The organism is Microbacterium sp. MEC084 (genome assembly GCF_004514465.2).
Classification (GTDB): domain Bacteria; phylum Actinomycetota; class Actinomycetes; order Actinomycetales; family Microbacteriaceae; genus Microbacterium.
The window spans coordinates 539,374-554,839 of the sequence record NZ_MYFP02000001.1 but is presented as its reverse complement, the minus strand read 5'-3'; the positions used below and the strand labels follow the sequence as shown (position 1 = coordinate 554,839).

14 protein-coding genes are annotated in these 15,466 nt (G+C 72.2%); 6 read left to right on the top strand and 8 right to left on the bottom strand.

All coding sequences use genetic code 11. From position 1 onward, the window contains the following. From B5M43_RS15015 to B5M43_RS02645, 5 genes are all read right to left on the bottom strand, one after another. The coding region (locus tag B5M43_RS15015) for an ATP-binding cassette domain-containing protein (protein ID WP_268992992.1) at positions 1 to 264 on the bottom strand (264 nt) is incomplete at its 3' end. 2 nt (positions 265 to 266) lie between these two features. Further along, positions 267 to 1,679, bottom strand: a complete 1,413-nt coding sequence (locus B5M43_RS02660) for an L-fuculokinase (RefSeq protein WP_134747238.1) — start codon at positions 1,677 to 1,679, stop codon at positions 267 to 269. Then, positions 1,676 to 2,722 (bottom strand): class I mannose-6-phosphate isomerase, encoded by a 1,047-nt coding sequence (locus B5M43_RS02655; RefSeq protein ID WP_134747236.1) that lies wholly within the window; start codon positions 2,720 to 2,722, stop codon positions 1,676 to 1,678. Before B5M43_RS02655 ends, B5M43_RS02660 begins: the two co-directional genes overlap by 4 nt. After that, positions 2,719 to 3,777 (bottom strand): LacI family DNA-binding transcriptional regulator, encoded by a 1,059-nt coding sequence (locus tag B5M43_RS02650; protein WP_167626837.1) that lies wholly within the window; start codon positions 3,775 to 3,777, stop codon positions 2,719 to 2,721. The genes B5M43_RS02655 and B5M43_RS02650 overlap by 4 nt, the downstream gene beginning before the upstream one ends. 145 nt (positions 3,778 to 3,922) lie before the next feature. After that, complete coding sequence (locus tag B5M43_RS02645; RefSeq protein WP_134747232.1) at positions 3,923 to 4,954, bottom strand: aldose 1-epimerase family protein; 1,032 nt, start codon at positions 4,952 to 4,954, stop codon at positions 3,923 to 3,925. Positions 4,955 to 5,080: 126 nt separating this feature from the next. Here B5M43_RS02645 and B5M43_RS02640 point away from each other — a divergent pair, with 126 nt between their 5' ends. Genes B5M43_RS02640 through B5M43_RS02615 form a run of 6 tightly spaced genes read left to right on the top strand, consistent with a single transcriptional unit; the run spans position 5,081 to position 12,398 of the window. Beyond that, on the top strand, positions 5,081 to 5,920 hold the full coding sequence (locus tag B5M43_RS02640) for a class I fructose-bisphosphate aldolase (protein ID WP_134747230.1): 840 nt from the start codon (positions 5,081 to 5,083) through the stop codon (positions 5,918 to 5,920). Continuing rightward, positions 5,917 to 7,071 (top strand): Gfo/Idh/MocA family protein, encoded by a 1,155-nt coding sequence (locus tag B5M43_RS02635; protein WP_230667538.1) that lies wholly within the window; start codon positions 5,917 to 5,919, stop codon positions 7,069 to 7,071. The genes B5M43_RS02640 and B5M43_RS02635 overlap by 4 nt, the downstream gene beginning before the upstream one ends. Before the next feature lie 47 nt (positions 7,072 to 7,118). Continuing rightward, positions 7,119 to 8,141, top strand: a complete 1,023-nt coding sequence (locus B5M43_RS02630; RefSeq protein WP_205829526.1) for a LacI family DNA-binding transcriptional regulator — start codon at positions 7,119 to 7,121, stop codon at positions 8,139 to 8,141. A 4-nt stretch (positions 8,142 to 8,145) separates the two neighbouring features. Continuing rightward, positions 8,146 to 8,898, top strand: a complete 753-nt coding sequence (locus B5M43_RS02625; protein WP_134746553.1) for a DeoR/GlpR family DNA-binding transcription regulator — start codon at positions 8,146 to 8,148, stop codon at positions 8,896 to 8,898. A 54-nt stretch (positions 8,899 to 8,952) separates the two neighbouring features. Continuing rightward, entirely contained in the window at positions 8,953 to 10,989 is a 2,037-nt protein-coding gene (locus B5M43_RS02620; protein ID WP_134746555.1) for a bifunctional aldolase/short-chain dehydrogenase, read from the top strand. Further along, a complete protein-coding gene (locus B5M43_RS02615; protein WP_134746557.1) occupies positions 10,986 to 12,398 on the top strand; it encodes a rhamnulokinase family protein in 1,413 nt (470 codons plus the stop codon). The genes B5M43_RS02620 and B5M43_RS02615 overlap by 4 nt, the downstream gene beginning before the upstream one ends. A 6-nt stretch (positions 12,399 to 12,404) precedes the next feature. Here the strand turns inward: B5M43_RS02615 and B5M43_RS02610 are convergent, their stop codons facing one another. The 3 genes from B5M43_RS02610 to B5M43_RS02600 all read right to left on the bottom strand — a co-directional run bounded on the left by B5M43_RS02610 (position 12,405) and on the right by B5M43_RS02600 (position 15,438). Beyond that, positions 12,405 to 13,370, bottom strand: a complete 966-nt coding sequence (locus B5M43_RS02610; RefSeq protein ID WP_055990099.1) for an NYN domain-containing protein — start codon at positions 13,368 to 13,370, stop codon at positions 12,405 to 12,407. Positions 13,371 to 13,395: 25 nt separating this feature from the next. Further along, positions 13,396 to 14,409, bottom strand: a complete 1,014-nt coding sequence (locus tag B5M43_RS02605; protein WP_134746559.1) for a Gfo/Idh/MocA family protein — start codon at positions 14,407 to 14,409, stop codon at positions 13,396 to 13,398. Positions 14,410 to 14,496: 87 nt separating this feature from the next. Next, positions 14,497 to 15,438 carry an NADP-dependent oxidoreductase gene (locus B5M43_RS02600; RefSeq protein ID WP_055990093.1) on the bottom strand — a complete coding sequence of 314 codons (942 nt, stop codon included), beginning with the start codon at positions 15,436 to 15,438 and terminating at the stop codon, positions 14,497 to 14,499. Between the last annotated feature and the right edge of the window lie 28 nt (positions 15,439 to 15,466).

Below are 15,466 nucleotides of genomic sequence, written 5' to 3'. Positions count from 1 at the left end.
CGTCTCGATACCCAGCGCCGACGCCTGCGACGGGGTGGACATGTCCACCTCCTGCCCATCGAACAGGATCGTCCCCGAATCGATCGCGAGGTTCCCCGACAGCGCCTTCACCAGCGTCGACTTCCCCGCACCGTTGTCACCGATCAGCGCCGTCACCTCCCCCGGGAACACCTCGAAGTCCACCTGATTGAGCGCCCGCACATGCCCGAACTGACGCGACAACCCCCGCGCCTGCAGAACCGGAACCGTAGAACTGAACGACATCGTCAGCTCCTTCCCTTGCTGTGGTGGATGTGGTCGGAGTGGCCCGCGAGGTACGCGGCGGCCACGTTGTCGAAGTCGGTGGAGGTCTCGGCAGCGAAGGCCGCGAACAGCGAGGCGCCGTACGCGGTGCCTTCGTCGTGGGTGGCGACGGTGACCTCGGGAAGAATCAGTTCGCGTGCCCGGACGACGCTGGCCATGCTCGACCAACCGCCCGTGAGCACCGTCGACGTGGGCGCCGGCACCTCGCGGTCCATAACGGCCATGAGCTCGGCGCACATGTCGTTGCCGTGCAGCAGCGCGGCGGCGAACAGCTCCGCGGGGCTGAGCCCGTCGCTGTTGGCGACGATCTTCAGCACGCCGTCGTCGTTGCGCGCGCCGTCCACACTGATGCCGCCGTCGGCGAGCGTGCCGCGAACCGGCAGCGCCATCACGCGGTCGTCGATCTCGGCGCGCCCGGCGGCGTCGGTGATGCCGAGCAGCTGCAGCACGCGGCGCATCAGCAGGCCCGACTTCGTGCCCGCCAGCAGCACGTACTTGCCGGGCAGGACGTGGCGCACCGTGTTGATGCCGGCGAGGGCGAGGCGCTCGCGGGCCTCGAAGGGCAGCGTCTCGTCGAGCACGCGGACCAGCGCCTCAGCCGTGCCCATCGAGTCGTAGAGCTGGCCGCTGTGGGTCGCCCCGACGGCGACGGCTGAGACCAGGTGGTCGTGCCCGGCGACGGTGAGCACGGCGCCGCGGAAGGGCTCCGGCATCCCGGCGTCGGTGAGGATACCGAGGGCCGTCCCGGCGCCGACCCGTTCGCCCAGCAGCTCCTCGCTCGTGCCGAGCACGTCGAACGCGGCGGCCCACGGCGTGCTGTCGTCCTGGTCGAGAAGGCCGGTGCGGGAGACGAGCGAGTACTCCGCGACACGGGGGCCGCCCAGGGCGTGCACGACGTACTCGGGCACGTTGAGGAAGGTCCGTCCGGCGAGGTCGACGCCGCCGTCGCGCAGGTGCAGGATCTTCGCGATCGAGGCGAGCGGTCCGACCGGAAGACCGGTGCGGCCGAGGAACTCGGCGCGGAAGGCCTCCGGGGTCCGGGCGATCTCTTCGGCGCCGCGCGGGTCGAACCACGCCATGATCGGCGCCGCGGGCCGGCCTGCGGCATCCAGGAGGACACCCGCCTCGGCCATGCCCGAGACCCCGAGCGCGCGGATGCGGTACGGCCCGTCCTCGGCGAGCGCGGCATCGGCTTCGGCGGCGAGTTCGCGCACGGTGTCGATGGCGCGGCCGGCCGGCATCTCGGTGCGGCCGTGGTCGAGGTTGGTCCACGGCGACCGACGACTGGCGACGAGCACCTGGCGCCCGTCGCGCGTGGCGACGAGCAGCTTGATGCTCGTCGACCCCATGTCGACACCGACGACGTACTCGTTCATACGATGCCCCCGCCGGTGAGGGTGTCCGGCCAGCCGGCGCCGGGCTCGGCGACGAGGACGGACGCCTCGCCCTCGATGCGCCAGTCGCCGAAGCCGTGCGGCACGGCGAACACCTGACCGTGCGCGAACGGGACCCGGTCGGCGGCGCCGACGATGGCACCCTCGCCCTCGGTGACGAGCACGACGGCGAACCCGGCGGGACGCACGCTGCTGGCGGTGCCGCGCACGGCGGCATCCCAGAGCCGGAAGTACGGGTCGGCGGCCGCGGGCAGCAGTGACCGGAACGCCGGGCCTGCGGCGGTGGTGCCGACCTCGCTGATGAGGGCGGCCAGCTGCTCGGGCGCAAGCCGGGATGCCGAGACGGCCGGCATGACGGTGTCGAAGCCGAGGTCGAGGTGCGACTCGTCGCGCGTCGAGGTCGTCACCGACCACTCCAGCAGGATCGAGAAGTCGGTGGGCTCCTGCACCTCGGCGACGAAGATGCCGCCGTCGATGGCGTGCGCGGTGCCGGCGGGTACGAGCACGCCCATGCCCTCTCGCACCACGACGCGGTTCATGTGGGCGAGCATCCACTCGCTGTCCTGGGCGTCGCGGCGGCGGTCCAGCTCGGCGCGGTCGAGGTCGGTGTTCCAGCCGACGTGGACGGCGCAGTCCGGCTCGGTGTCCAGGACATACCAGGCCTCGGTCTTGCCGTACGGGCAGTCCAGGTGCCGGGCGGCGAAGTCACGGCTCGGGTGCACGTGGACGGGCAGGCGCTGCCGCGCGTCGAGGAGCTTGACCAGGATGCCGACATCGCCGGCGTCGCGCCCCCGGCCACCGCCGATCCAGCCCGCCGGGTCCGCGGTCACGAGGTCGCGCAGCAGCGCGCCGCTGTCGGTGACGGCGAGCCCGGTGACCGGGTCGCCGAAGCGCGACACGGTGGCGCCGAGCCACTCCTCGGGCTGGTGGTCCGTCTCGGGCACGATGCCCCGCAGCGCCGCGATGCGGTCGCCGCCGCGGTAGAAGTGCTGGACGGGATTCGGCGGGAGGAGAACCGGGATCATCGAAGGGCTCCGATCGGGGCGGGAAGGTCGGCGGCCTCGGGAAGCAGTTCCCCGGAGCCGCGGCGGATGAGCCGGGTCGGCACCACGATGTGGTCCGGGGCCGCGGCGGGGTCGTCGGCGAGCGCGACGAGACGGCGGAAGGTGGCCTCGCCGATGAGGCGCGGGTCCTGGTCGACGCACGTGATCCCCGGGGTGAAGGCGCCCGCGAACTCGAAGTCGCCGAAGGAGATCAGCGCCGGCATCCGCAGGCGGTCGGCGGCGATCGCGTTGATGGTGGCGATCGCGGCAGGGCTCGTGGCGCAGAAGACGGCGGTGGGGGCATCCGGTCGGGCCAGCAGGCCGGTCACCGACTGCTCGTCGCGGAGGCGCCCCTGGGCGATCACGAGCGACTCGTCGAACTCCAGACCCGCTTCTGCGAGCGCGGCGCGGTAGCCCTCCAGCCGCGCGGCGACGGTGGGGTACGGCGTCTTCTCGCCGATGAAGCCGATGCGCCGGTGCCCCCGCGCGATGAACTCCCGCATCGCCTCGACTGTCGCACCGAAGTCGTCGACGACGATCGAGTCGATTCCCTCGCGGGCACGGTCCACGCAGATCACGGGGAACCGGTGGCGCAGCACCTCGAGCTCCGCGGAAGCGACGCCGACCGGAGCGACGATGAGCGCCCGCAGCCGGTCGCCGGTGAGACGGGCCAGCTGCTCGCGCTCGCGTGCGGCGTCGTAACCGGTGCTCGCGAACAGGACGCTCACGCCCTCTGCGAGGGCCAATTCCTCGACCGCGCTGACGAAGGCGGCGAAGAAGGGGTCCGAGATGGCGTCGATGAGGATGCCGATGGTGTCGGAGTCGCCGCGCTTGAGCGACCGGGCGTGACGGTCGGGCACGAAGCCGAGTTCGACCACGGCGGCGGTGACGCGGTCGCGGGTCTCGGGGAGCACCCCGGACTCGCCGTTCACCACGCGCGAGACGGTCTTCATGCTGACGCCGGCGAGGTCGGCCACGTCCTTGATGCGCGCCCGTCGTGGGCCCGACGAGCGCACGTCGGCCGCGGCGTCAGCCATGCGTCCCTCGTGCGTCATCGCTACCTCGACAGCGTTGTCATGGTCGGATCCTCGCGGTTCTCGGATCCAGTAGCCAACATCTTGAGGCCGATGCGACAACGTTGTCAAGACGGGTTCCCGATTCGTTACCCGACGGAGGCCTCGCTCACGCGCCGAGGGTCGCCGTGATCTCCACGCCGAGCTGGAGCGCCGCTCCGGGCGCGAGCGGGCGCAGCATCCCCCGCGACCGCGCGTCGGCTCGGCCGAGGATCGTGGGAGCTGTCGCCGGCTCCATCCCGAGCACGACATGCCCGTTGCGCTCGGCGACCCGCCACTGGAACATCGCTGGAAGCGCGCCGGTGTCGAAGGCGATCCGCACGCCGACGCCGCGCCGGTTCTCCACGGCGACCGTCACCGGCTGCTGCTCCGGAAGCTCGTGCCGGAACACCTGCTCCGGGTAGACGTCTTCGGGTGCCGGGAAGTGGGCCCAGGTATCCAGCCCGCGCTCGGCGTCGGCATCGCGCGGCTCGACGCTGGTGGCGGGGCTGCGCAGCTGCGTCCCCTCGTCGACGAGGGGCCAGCCGAGGTTCAGGTGATAGAGCACCATCGGCTCGACCGCGTGCGCACCGCGGTTGACGACGACATCCTCCAGGCGCAGCGTGCGCGACCCGATCGCGCTCGTGATCCGCCGCCGCACCTCGAGGTGCGCGCCGAACACCGTCGCCTCGCGCACGACGCCTTCGACGACCACCTCGTCGTCGGTCGCCTCGGCGCGGACGACCTGCGCCTTGAGGGACGAGTAGCGACCGTGGAGCGGATGCTCGACACCGTCGTCGACCGACGGCGCGCCGTAGCTGAGCAGGCCGCAGGTCGTCAGCAGCCCGCCTCCGAAGGCGCGCAGCCACCCCCCGGCGTCGGCCTCCTGGACGAGCGGCGGAAAGCCGGTCGGCGAGGTCCACGCGAGCGGGATGCCGGCGACCCGGACCTGCCCGACGTCCAGCCCGCGATCCGGGAGCAGCTCGACGTCGAGGTCGCCGTTGACGAGCCTGATGCGGCGAGAACCCGCGTCGGGGCCGTCGGTGCGGAGCGAGGACTCCACGGCCACGGCCTGACCGCGATGTCCCACGCGGCGCCAGGCTTCGTCGATCGGCACCTCGAACAGCTCGGTCATCATCTCCTGCCCTTCCCGCAGCGACACGGCGCGTGCCCGCCACCGTAGCAGCGGGCGGGGCCGCGCGGCCCGCGCAATTGACAACGTTGTCTGAAGCAACCCATACTGATCCTGCGCATCGCCGCGCTTCCCTCGAACCGAGAGGCTCCCTCGATGACGAAGCCCCGCCTGAACCGCCTGTTCCACGCCCGCTCCGGGCGCGCCCTCGACGTCGCCGTCGATCACGGAGCATTCCACGAGCACTCGTTCCTGAGCGGCATCGAGGACATGCGCCAGACCGTCGCCACCCTCGTGGACGCGGGCCCCGACGCCATCCAGCTCAGCCTCGGTCAGGCGCCTCTCCTGCAGGCCGTGCCCGGGAAGCAGAAGCCGGGACTCGTCCTGCGCACCGACATCGCGAACGTCTACAACGACCCGCTGGAGTCGCCGCTGCACTCGCTCCATGTGCCCGACGCGATCGAGATCGCGGTGCGGCTGGACGCCGTCGCCGTGTGCGTGAACCTCCTCGACCTGCCCGGCCACCCCGAGGTGCGCGAGCAGTGCATCCGGTCGATCCTCGCCCTCCGCACCGACGCCGAGCGGTACGGGATGCCCCTCATGATCGAGCCGCTCGTCATGCAGACCAAGCCCGGCTCCGGCGGCTACGCGGTCGACGGCGACACCGCCAAGATCGTGACCCTCGTACGCCAGGCGCGTGAGCTCGGGGCCGACCTCATCAAGGCCGACCCGACCGACGACATCACCGACTACCACCGTGTCATCCAGGCCGCCGTCGACACCCCGGTCCTCGTGCGCGGCGGCGGACGCGTCGACGACCGCACCCTGCTCGAGCGGACCGTCGCGGTGCTCGCCCAGGGCGCGCGCGGCATCGTCTACGGACGCAACGTCATCCAGCATCCCGATCCCGCCGGGATCACCGCCGCCCTCATGGCGGTCGTGCACGAGAACGCGTCGGTCGACGACGCCCTCGCCCTGATCGGATGCGCCCGATGAGCGGCGAGCGCGTGAACGTCGGCATCATCGGCGGTGGCCTCATGGGCCGCGAGATCGCGGCGGCCCTGCGGCGGTGGCCCGCCCTCGTCGATCACCCCGCCGATCCGCAGCTGGTCGCGGTGTGCGACATCAACCCGGCCGCCCTGGAGTGGTTCCGGGGCATCGACACGGTGCGCCTGACCACCACCGACCACCACGAGCTGCTCGCCGACCCCGACATCGACGTCGTGTACATCGCGGTGCGCCACGATCTGCACGAGCAGCTCTACGTCGACACCATCCGGGCGGGCAAGGCGCTGCTGGCCGAGAAGCCGTTCGGCATCGACCGCGCCGCGGCGGACGCGATCCTGGCCGCCATCGACGAGACGCCCGGCGCGTTCGTGCGCGTTTCGAGCGAGATGCCGTTCTTCCCGGGCGCGCAGTGGGCCATCGACTACGTGCGCTCGGGCGCGCTGGGCCGCATCGTCGAGGCCAAGTGCACGTTCCTGCACGCCAGCGATCTCGACACCGGCAAGCCCCTCAACTGGAAGCGGCAGAAGAAGTTCTGCGGCGAGGCAGGCGTGCTCAACGACCTGGGCATGCACACGTGGCACGTGCCACTGCGCCTCGGCTGGGCGCCCGAGCGTGTCATGGGCGTCCTGCAGGACATCGTCACCGAGCGCCCCGGCCCCGACGGCGAGCTGCAGCCGTGCGACACGTGGGACAACGCCGTCATCCACTCGTGGGCCTCGCACGACGGCGCGCCGTTCCCGCTTGCGACCGAGACAAAGCGCATCGCGCCCGGGGAGAAGAACACGTGGGAGTTCGAGGCGATCGGCATGGCGGGGGGCGTGCGTTTCAGCACGAAGAACCCCAAGGAGGTGCAGGTCTTCGCCTGGATCGACGTGCCCGGCATCGGCCGTGAGCAGAGCTGGCAGCGCATCGACGCCGGCAGCCAGTCGGTGTGGCCGACGGTGACGGGCCCGAACTTCGAGTCCGGGTTCTCGGATGCCATCCTGCAGATGTGGGCGGCCTTCCTGGCCGAGCGCGCCGGCGCGCTCGGCGAGGGCTTCGGCACCGTGCGCCCGGAGGAGGCCGCGATGACGCACCGGATCTTCGCCGCCGCGATCGCGGCGCACGAGACCGGCTCGTTCGTCGCTCCCGCTCTCTGACGGGCGAAGTGCCTATCGTTGAGGCGAACCGACCGAAGGACTCCCCGATGCGCAAGAGCGGCCGTCCCACGATGATCGACGTCGCGGCGGCGGCGGGGGTGAGCCTCAAGACCGTCTCGCGTGTCATCAACACCGAGCCCAACGTCGACGCGGCGATGGCCGCACGCGTCCACGCCGCGATCGAGAGCCTCGGCTACCACCGCAACGCGCTCGCCGCGAGCCTGCGCTCGGGCACGAATGACACGATCGCGTTCGTCGCCGCCGACCTCGCGAACACGTTCTACCTCGGCGTCGCCGCGGCGCTCTCCGGCGTGGCCGTGCAGCGGGGAATGCATGTCGTCATGGCCTCGAGCGAAGAGGATGCCGCCACCGAGCGCCGGCTGGCTCTCGATCTGTGCCAGCGACGCGTGGGCGGGCTGATCCTCGTGCCCGCGGCATCCGACCACTCGTACCTCGCTCGCGAGGTCGCCCACGGAACGCCCGTGGTGTTCCTCGACCGCCCGGGGTCGCGCATCCCGGCGGACGCGGTGCTGATCGACAACCGCGGCGGCGCGCGCGCGGCCGTCGCGGAGCTTCTCGCGGCGGGGCACGAGCGCATCGCGATCCTGCTGGACGCCCCCGAGATCTATACGATGCGGGAGCGGCTCGAGGGGGCACGCGAAGCCTTCGCCGCCGCAGGACGACCGCACGATCGCGCGCTCGTGATCGAGGGCGTGCACACCCCGCAAGACGCGCGCGCCGCGATGGCGCGGCTGCTGGACTCCCCCCAGCCGCCGACCGCCGTCTTCTGCGGCAACAACCGCGCCACGGTCGGCGCGCTCGAGGAGATCATGACGCGCGACGCCGACGTCGCCGTCAGCGGCTTCGACGACTTCGAGCTGTCGTGGATGCTGCCCCGCCGTATCCGCATCGCCTCGTACGACGTCGCCGAGCTCGGCATCCGCGCCGCCACGACGCTGCTGGACCGCATCGCGACAGGCGCGACCGCGGAGCCGACGACCCAGCTCGTGCCCACGACGCTCGTGGACCGCGGCGGGCGGGTGAGCGTCGACGCGTCGCGGCTACCCTGATCGCATGCCCCCGATGCTGAGCACCGAGCGCCGCGCGCGCCTGCTCGAGATCCTCGCCCGCGACGGCAGCATCCGGCTCGACCCGGTCGCCGAGGCCCTCGGCGTCTCAGCGATGACGGTGCGGCGCGACCTCGATGACCTGGAGCGCGAGGGCCTCGTCCGGCGTGTGCGCGGCGGGGCCGTCGCCGCGATCGTGCCGCAGGGGTTCGGGGTGCGGATGGCCGCGCGGGGCGGCGCGAAGACCGAGATCGCCCGCAAGGCACTCGACCTGCTCCCCCACGGCGGAGCGGTGGCGATGGATGCCTCGTCCACCGTGGGCGCGCTCGTCGCCCAGCTCGACGCCAGCCACGAACTGCTCGTCGTGACCAACTCGTACGACAACCTGCGCACCGCGCAAGGCCGCGCCGCGGTAGACGCCGTCCTCGTGGGCGGCCGGCTGGAGCTGCGCACCGACAGCTTCGTGGGCGCGGTCGCCTGCCAGACGGCGGCCTCGCTGCACTACGACCGGTTCTTCACCAGCGCCGCTGCACTCGATCCCGACTTCGGCACGAGTGAGGCGACGATCGACGAGAGCCAGATCAAGCGCGTGTTCGCCGACCACGCCGACGAGACGATCGTGCTCGCCGATTCGACGAAGCTCGGCCGCCACGCCACCGCGCGGGCGCTCGCCTGGGACGACGTCGCGCTGCTGGTGACCGAGCTCGATCCGAACGACGAGCGCCTCGATCCCTTCCGGCCCCTGGTCGACATCCGGTGAGCGCCGTGTTACGTTTTGTTTGATTTCACACGATCACTCAACTCGGAGGCACCAATGACTTCGCCCGCCGTCACCGACCTCATCGCGCGGTCGAACCGCCTCGGAGCAGACCCGAAGAACACCAACTACGCCGGCGGCAACACCTCGGCCAAGGGCACCGAGACCGACCCGGTGACCGGCGAGCCCGTGGAGCTGCTGTGGGTCAAGGGCTCGGGCGGCGACCTGGGAACGCTGAAGGAGTCGGGGCTCGCGGTGCTGCGCCTGGATCGCATGCGCGCGCTCGTGGACGTCTACCCCGGCGTCGAGCGCGAGGACGAGATGGTCGCGGCGTTCGACTACTGCCTGCACGGCAAGGGCGGCGCCGCACCGTCGATCGACACCGCCATGCACGGCCTCGTCGACGCGGCGCACGTCGACCACCTGCATCCCGACTCGGGTATCGCCATCGCGACCGCCGCCGACGGCGAGGAGCTCACGCGGAAGATCTTCGGCGACAAGGTGGTGTGGGTGCCGTGGCGTCGCCCCGGCTTCCAGCTGGGCCTGGACATCGCCGCCATCAAGGAGCGCAACCCGCAGGCGATCGGCACGATCCTCGGCGGCCACGGCATCACGGCGTGGGGCGACACGAGCGAGGAGAGCGAGCGCAACTCGCTCTGGATCATCGAGACCGCCGCCGCGTACATCGCCGAGCACGGCAAGGCCGAGCCCTTCGGCGGCGTGCGCCCCGGCTACGAGGCGCTCCCCGAGGCGGAGCGGCGCGCGAAGGCGGCCGCGCTGGCCGCGACCATCCGCGGGCTCGCGAGCCACGACAAGCCCATGGTGGGCCACTTCACCGACGCGGATGTCGTGCTCGACTTCCTCGCGTCGGAGCGCGCCCCCGAGCTCGCCGCCCTCGGCACCAGCTGCCCCGACCACTTCCTGCGCACCAAGGTCAAGCCGATGATCCTCGACCTGCCGGCGACGGCGTCCGTCGAGGAGTCGATCGCGCGCCTGACGGAGCTGCACACCCAGTACCGCGCGGACTACACGGCGTACTACGAGGCGCACGCGACGCCGGAGAGCCCCGCCATGCGCGGCGCCGACCCGCTGATCGTGCTGGTGCCGGGTGTCGGCATGTTCAGCTACGGCGCGAACAAGCAGACCGCGCGTGTGGCCGGCGAGTTCTACATCAACGCGATCAACGTGATGCGCGGCGCTGAGGCGCTGTCGACGTACACCCCGATCTCGGATGCCGAGAAGTTCCGCATCGAGTACTGGGCGCTCGAGGAGGCCAAGCTGCAGCGGATGCCCAAGCCCAAGACCCACCAGGGCCGCATCGCGTTCGTGACGGGCGCGGCATCCGGCATCGGCAAGGCCATCGCGACGCGCCTCGCGAACGAGGGCGCGTGCGTCGTGGTCGCCGACCTCGACCTCGCCAAGGCGCAGGCCGCGGCGGCCGAGCTGGGCGGCACGGACGTCGCGATCGGCGTGGCCGCGAACGTCGCCGACGCCGACGGCGTGCAGGCGGCGATCGACGCCACGCTGCTGGCGTTCGGCGGCATCGACCTCGTCGTCAACAACGCGGGCCTGTCGCTGTCCAAGCCGCTGCTCGAGACGACCGAGGCCGACTGGGACCTGCAGCACGACGTCATGGCGAAGGGCTCGTTCCTCGTCTCGAAGGCCGCGGCCACCCCGCTGATCCAGCAGGGCATGGGCGGCGACATCGTCTACATCTCCTCGAAGAACTCGGTCTTCGCCGGCCCGAACAACATCGCGTACTCGGCCACCAAGGCCGATCAGGCCCACCAGGTGCGCCTGCTCGCGGTCGAGCTCGGCGAGAACGGCGTGCGCGTCAACGGCATCAACCCGGATGGCGTCGTGCGCGGATCCGGGATCTTCGCCTCGGGCTGGGGCGCCAACCGCGCCGCGACCTACGGGGTCAAGGAGGAGGAGCTCGGTCAGTTCTACGCCAACCGCACGATCCTCAAGCGCGAGGTCGTGCCCGAGAACGTCGCCGACGCCGTGTACGTGCTCACCGGGCCCGAGCTCAGCCGCACGACCGGCCTGCACATCCCGGTCGACTCCGGCGTCGCGCAGGCGTTCCTGCGATGAGCTCCGGGGCGGTCGCGGCGGTCGACCTCGGGGCGACGAGCGGCCGCGTGATCGTGGGCCGGTTCGGCGGCGGCTCCATCTCGATGGAGACCGTCGGCCGGTTCGCGAACACGCCCGTCCGCACCCCCGACGGGCTCCATTGGGATCTGCTCGGCCTGCACCGCGGGGTGCTCGACGGGCTGCGCAAGGCGTTCCGCGCCGAGCCTCGGCTGGCGTCGATCGGCGTGGACTCGTGGGCGGTGGACTACGCGCTCATGCGGCAGGACCGGATGCTGGGCGTGCCGTTCCACTACCGCGACGAGCGCACCGCCCGCGGGGTCGAGGCCGTGCACGCCGTCGCGCCGTTCGACGAGCTGTACCGCCGCAACGGCCTGCAGTTCCTGCCGTTCAACACGCTGTACCAGCTGGCGGCGGAGGGCGACATGCTCGGACTCGCCGACGGCCTCCTGCTCGTTCCGGACCTGATCGGCTGGATGCTGACGGGTCGCCGCGCGGGCGAGCGCACGAACGCGTCGACCACGGGCCTGCTGGACGTGCGCACGGGGGAGTGGGACCGCGAGCTCGCGGAGCGGATCGGCGTCCCCACCGGCATCCTGCCCGGGCTCGTCGACCCCGGCGCGGAGCTCGGCGCGCTGCTGCCCTCCGTGGCCGAGGAGCTCGGCGGGCAGGCGCCTGTGGTTGCGGTGGGTTCGCGCGACACGGCCTCGGCCGTCGTGGCCGTGCCCATGCGCGCCGACCGAGCGGCGTACATCTCGTGCGGCACGTGGGGCCTGGTGGGCGTCGAGACCGAGCGCCCCGTGCTGACGGACGCCGCGCGCGAGGCCAACTTCACCAACGAGGGCGGCGTCGACGGCCGCGTGCGGTTCCTGCACAACGTGATGGGGCTCTGGCTGCTGAGCGAGAGCGTGCGCGCCTGGGAGGCCGAATCGGGAGCGATGATCGACCTGCCCGACCTGCTGAACCAGGCGGCGCACGTGCCGGAGACCGTGCCGGTGTTCGACGCGAACGATCCCGTCTTCCTCGCGCCGGGCGACATGCCGGGCCGGATCGCCGACTGGCTGCGTCAGCGCGGCCTGGTCGTGCCGCGGTCGCGCGCCGAGTTCGCGCGCGTGATCGTCGAGAGCCTGGCCGAGGCGTTCGCGAGCACCGTGCACGCGGCCGCCGAGCTCTCGGGCGTGCCGGTCGAGACCATCCACATCGTGGGTGGCGGCTCGCTCAACCGGCTGCTGTGCCAGCGCGTGGCCGACCGCTCCGGTCTGCCGGTCCTCGCGGGCCCGGTCGAGGCGACGGCGATCGGCAACCTGCTGGTGCGGGCGCGCTCGGCCGGCTTCGTGTCAGGCGACCTCGACGCCCTGCGCGCGACGGTGACCTCGGCGTTCGAGCCCGTGCGGTACGAGCCGCGGGCCTGACCGCGCTCAGTCCTTCAGGCGCACGAGGCGCTCGTGGCCGCTCTCCTGCACCTCGGCCAGGCCCTCCCGCGACTTCACGAAGTCCGTGAAGGAGCGGAAGCCGAGCGCCTTCTCGCTGAAGGAGGGGTCCATGCGGCGCATGTGCTGCTTGACCGCCGACGTGTGCAGCCACTCGGCGTCGTCGCCCTGATCGCGCCCCAGACGCAGCGCGCGCTCGAGGAGGCGGGTCGCCGCCGCGTGCAGGTCCTCGGGCGGGATCTCGTCGAAGGGGACGAGCGTGTCCTCCTCCGCCGGAGGCTGTTGCTTGGCGCGTGACGCGCGACGGCTGCGCTGCTTCGCCGGAGTCTCCTCGGCGGCCGGCTCGGGCTCGGGCTTGGCGGCCGCCGCGGGCTTGGGCTTCTCGGGCAGCGTGACGCCCGGCAGGGTGTCATAGGCCTCGAACTGGTCGCATGCCGCGGCCAGCGACTTCGCGGTCGAGCCGGCCACGCCGAGCCCGATCACGTAGCGCCCGAGCCGCTTGCAGCGCTGGGCGAGCGGCACGTAGTCCGAGTCGCCCGCGACGATCACGACGTGGGTGAGGTCGGGCAGGCGGAACATGTCCTCGACCACGTCGACCGCGAGCCGGATGTCGGCGCCGTTCTTGGCGTACGCGGCGGCCGGGAACAGCTGCACGAGATCCACGGCGCGGCCGACCAGCTGCGAGCGGTAGATCGCGTTGACGGGCGACGACCAGTCGGCGTACGCCCGGGTCAGCACGAGCGTGCCGAACGAGGCGGCGTAGTCGATGACCGCTCCCACGTCGATGGTGGCGAGCGCCAGGCGCTCGGCGATCTCGGGGTCGGTGGGGTTCTCGGCGATCCGCTGGCGGTCGCGGCTGTACGAGTTGCGCCCGTGGACGCGGTCGTACCAGCTCATCACGATGTTGTCGAAGTCGAGGTAGACCGCCACGCGGGCGTCGGGGGAGTCGGCCATGGGTCCTGTTCCGGAAGAGGGGAGGTCAGCGTGCGGCGGGGGCCGCGGCCTCGAAGGGATACTGCACACCGATCTGGCGGCGGATCTCGTCGAGCGCGCCCATGATCGCGACGGACTCGTCGAGCGGCAGCTCGTCGCCCTGCAGCAGGCCCTCGGCTACGAACCGCTCGGCCGCGAGCGCCTGGTACTGCATGCCGCGGCCCTCGACGTGCGATTCGTAGCGCTCGGTCACGGTGCCGTCGGGCGTGGTGACGGTGAACGACGTGGGGGTGTACCAGACGCGGTCGATGTCGATGCGCGCCTCGGTGCCCACGATGTGCGCCGTGTTCGGACCCACGGCGCGCGAGGACGAGACGGTCGTGGACACGGCGCCCGAGGCGTGGGTCATGAGCGTGGCGACCTCGGCGTCGGCGCCCGTGTCGACCAGACGAGCGGCGGCCTGCACGGTCGCCGGCTCGCCCAGGATGTCCCACACGAACGAGATCGGGTAGATGCCGAGGTCGAGCAGCGCGCCGCCGCCCAGGCTCAGCGCGTTGATGCGGTGCGACGGATCAACCGGCAGGCTCTGCGTGTGGTCCGCGAACAGCGTGCGGATCTCGCCGAGCGTGCCGGCGCGGATGATCTCGCGCACGCGCGCCATGTGCGGCAGGTAGCGCGTCCACATCGCCTCCATGACCAGCAGTCTGCGGCTCGCCGCGAGATCCCGCAGCTCCTCGGCCTCGCGCCGGTTCACCGTGAACGGCTTCTCGACCAGCGCGTGCTTGCCCGCCTCCAGCACGAGGCGGGCGTTCTCGGCGTGCATCGGGTGCGGCGTGGACACGTACACGATGTCGATGTCGGGGTCGGCCGCGAGGTCCTCGTACGAGCCGTGGGCGCGGGCGATCCCGAAGTGCGCGGCGAACGCGTCGGCGGAGGCCTGCGAGCGCGAGCCGACGGCCGCGAGGTCGAGGCCCGCGGTGCGCAGGTCCGAGGCGAACGCGTGCGCGATGCCGCCCGTGGCGAGGATCCCCCAGCGCAGTCCGGATGTCGAATCGGTCACTTCGCTCCTTCGCTCGGTCGCGTCGCAGCAGGCGACGCATCACGTTCGAGCCTAGGCGCACCCGCCGACGCGGAGCACCCCACGCAGTCAGGGGATCACGAGGAGCTTGCCGGGCGCGCCCGCGCGGCTGTCCCGCTGGGCGTCGGCGGCGCGCTCGAGCGGGTAGCGCTCGCCGAGCTCGACCGAGAAGCGACCGGCCGCGAGCAGCGCGAGGCAGACCGGGATGGCCTCCAGGCGCCACGCCTCCTGCCGCGGGGTGAGCGGCTCGGGTGAGCCGCCGCTGAAGGCGCGGATCCCGAGGCCCGCCGCGTCCGCGCCGCGCACGATGGTCGCGATGCGGTCACGGTCCGCGAGCAGCTCCAGCGAGGCGTCCAGGGCCTCGTCGGTCCCCGCGCAGTCGAGGATCACGGTGACGCCCTCAGGAGCGGCGGAGCGCACGCGCTCGACCAGTCCCTCGCCGTAGGCGATCGGCTCGGCCCCGAGGCCGGCCACGCGCTCGGCGCGCGCGTCGCTCGTCGTGCCGAGCACGCGGGCGCCGGCGAGCACGGCGAACTGAATCGCGGCCTGGCCGACCGCGCCGGAGGCGCCGTGGATCAGAAGGGTGTCGTCGGCGCGGACCGCGAGCGAGCGCAGCGCCTGGTACGCGGTGCCGACGGGCGTGCCGAGCGCGGCGCCGACGGCCGCCGAGACGCCGACCGGGCGCGCGAACACCTTCTCGGCGGGCACCGCGAGGGCGGTCGCGTAGGCGCCCATCTTCCCGGTGAAGACCACGGGGTCGCCGGGCCGGAAGCCGTCGACGTCCTCGCCCACGGCCAGGATGTGCCCCGCGCCGTCGGTGCCCGTGCCGCGCGGCTTGGTGATGTCCGCCGAGGGGCGGATCCGCTCGCGCAGCTTCCAGTCGATCGGGTTCACACCGGCCGCCTCGACGCGGATCACGACCTGCCCGGGACCCGGCTCCGGATCCGGGATCTCGTTGAGGGTGAGGACCTCGGGGCCGCCGAACTCGGTGTACTGGATCGCCTTCGCCATACCGTCAGGCTATCGCCGTGGACGCGGG

What these genes read in the sequence shown, in the direction of transcription:
- B5M43_RS02660 (WP_134747238.1), bottom strand. Translation starts at nt 1,679, where the DNA reads ATGAACGAGTACGTCGTCGGTGTCGACATGGGGTCGACGAGCATCAAG.
- B5M43_RS02655 (WP_134747236.1), bottom strand. Translation starts at nt 2,722, where the DNA reads ATGATCCCGGTTCTCCTCCCGCCGAATCCCGTCCAGCACTTCTACCGC.
- B5M43_RS02650 (WP_167626837.1), bottom strand. Translation starts at nt 3,777, where the DNA reads ATGGCTGACGCCGCGGCCGACGTGCGCTCGTCGGGCCCACGACGGGCG.
- B5M43_RS02640 (WP_134747230.1), top strand. Translation starts at nt 5,081, where the DNA reads ATGACGAAGCCCCGCCTGAACCGCCTGTTCCACGCCCGCTCCGGGCGC.
- B5M43_RS02635 (WP_230667538.1), top strand. Translation starts at nt 5,917, where the DNA reads ATGAGCGGCGAGCGCGTGAACGTCGGCATCATCGGCGGTGGCCTCATG.
- B5M43_RS02630 (WP_205829526.1), top strand. Translation starts at nt 7,119, where the DNA reads ATGCGCAAGAGCGGCCGTCCCACGATGATCGACGTCGCGGCGGCGGCG.
- B5M43_RS02625 (WP_134746553.1), top strand. Translation starts at nt 8,146, where the DNA reads ATGCCCCCGATGCTGAGCACCGAGCGCCGCGCGCGCCTGCTCGAGATC.
- B5M43_RS02620 (WP_134746555.1), top strand. Translation starts at nt 8,953, where the DNA reads ATGACTTCGCCCGCCGTCACCGACCTCATCGCGCGGTCGAACCGCCTC.
- B5M43_RS02615 (WP_134746557.1), top strand. Translation starts at nt 10,986, where the DNA reads ATGAGCTCCGGGGCGGTCGCGGCGGTCGACCTCGGGGCGACGAGCGGC.
- B5M43_RS02610 (WP_055990099.1), bottom strand. Translation starts at nt 13,370, where the DNA reads ATGGCCGACTCCCCCGACGCCCGCGTGGCGGTCTACCTCGACTTCGAC.
- B5M43_RS02600 (WP_055990093.1), bottom strand. Translation starts at nt 15,438, where the DNA reads ATGGCGAAGGCGATCCAGTACACCGAGTTCGGCGGCCCCGAGGTCCTC.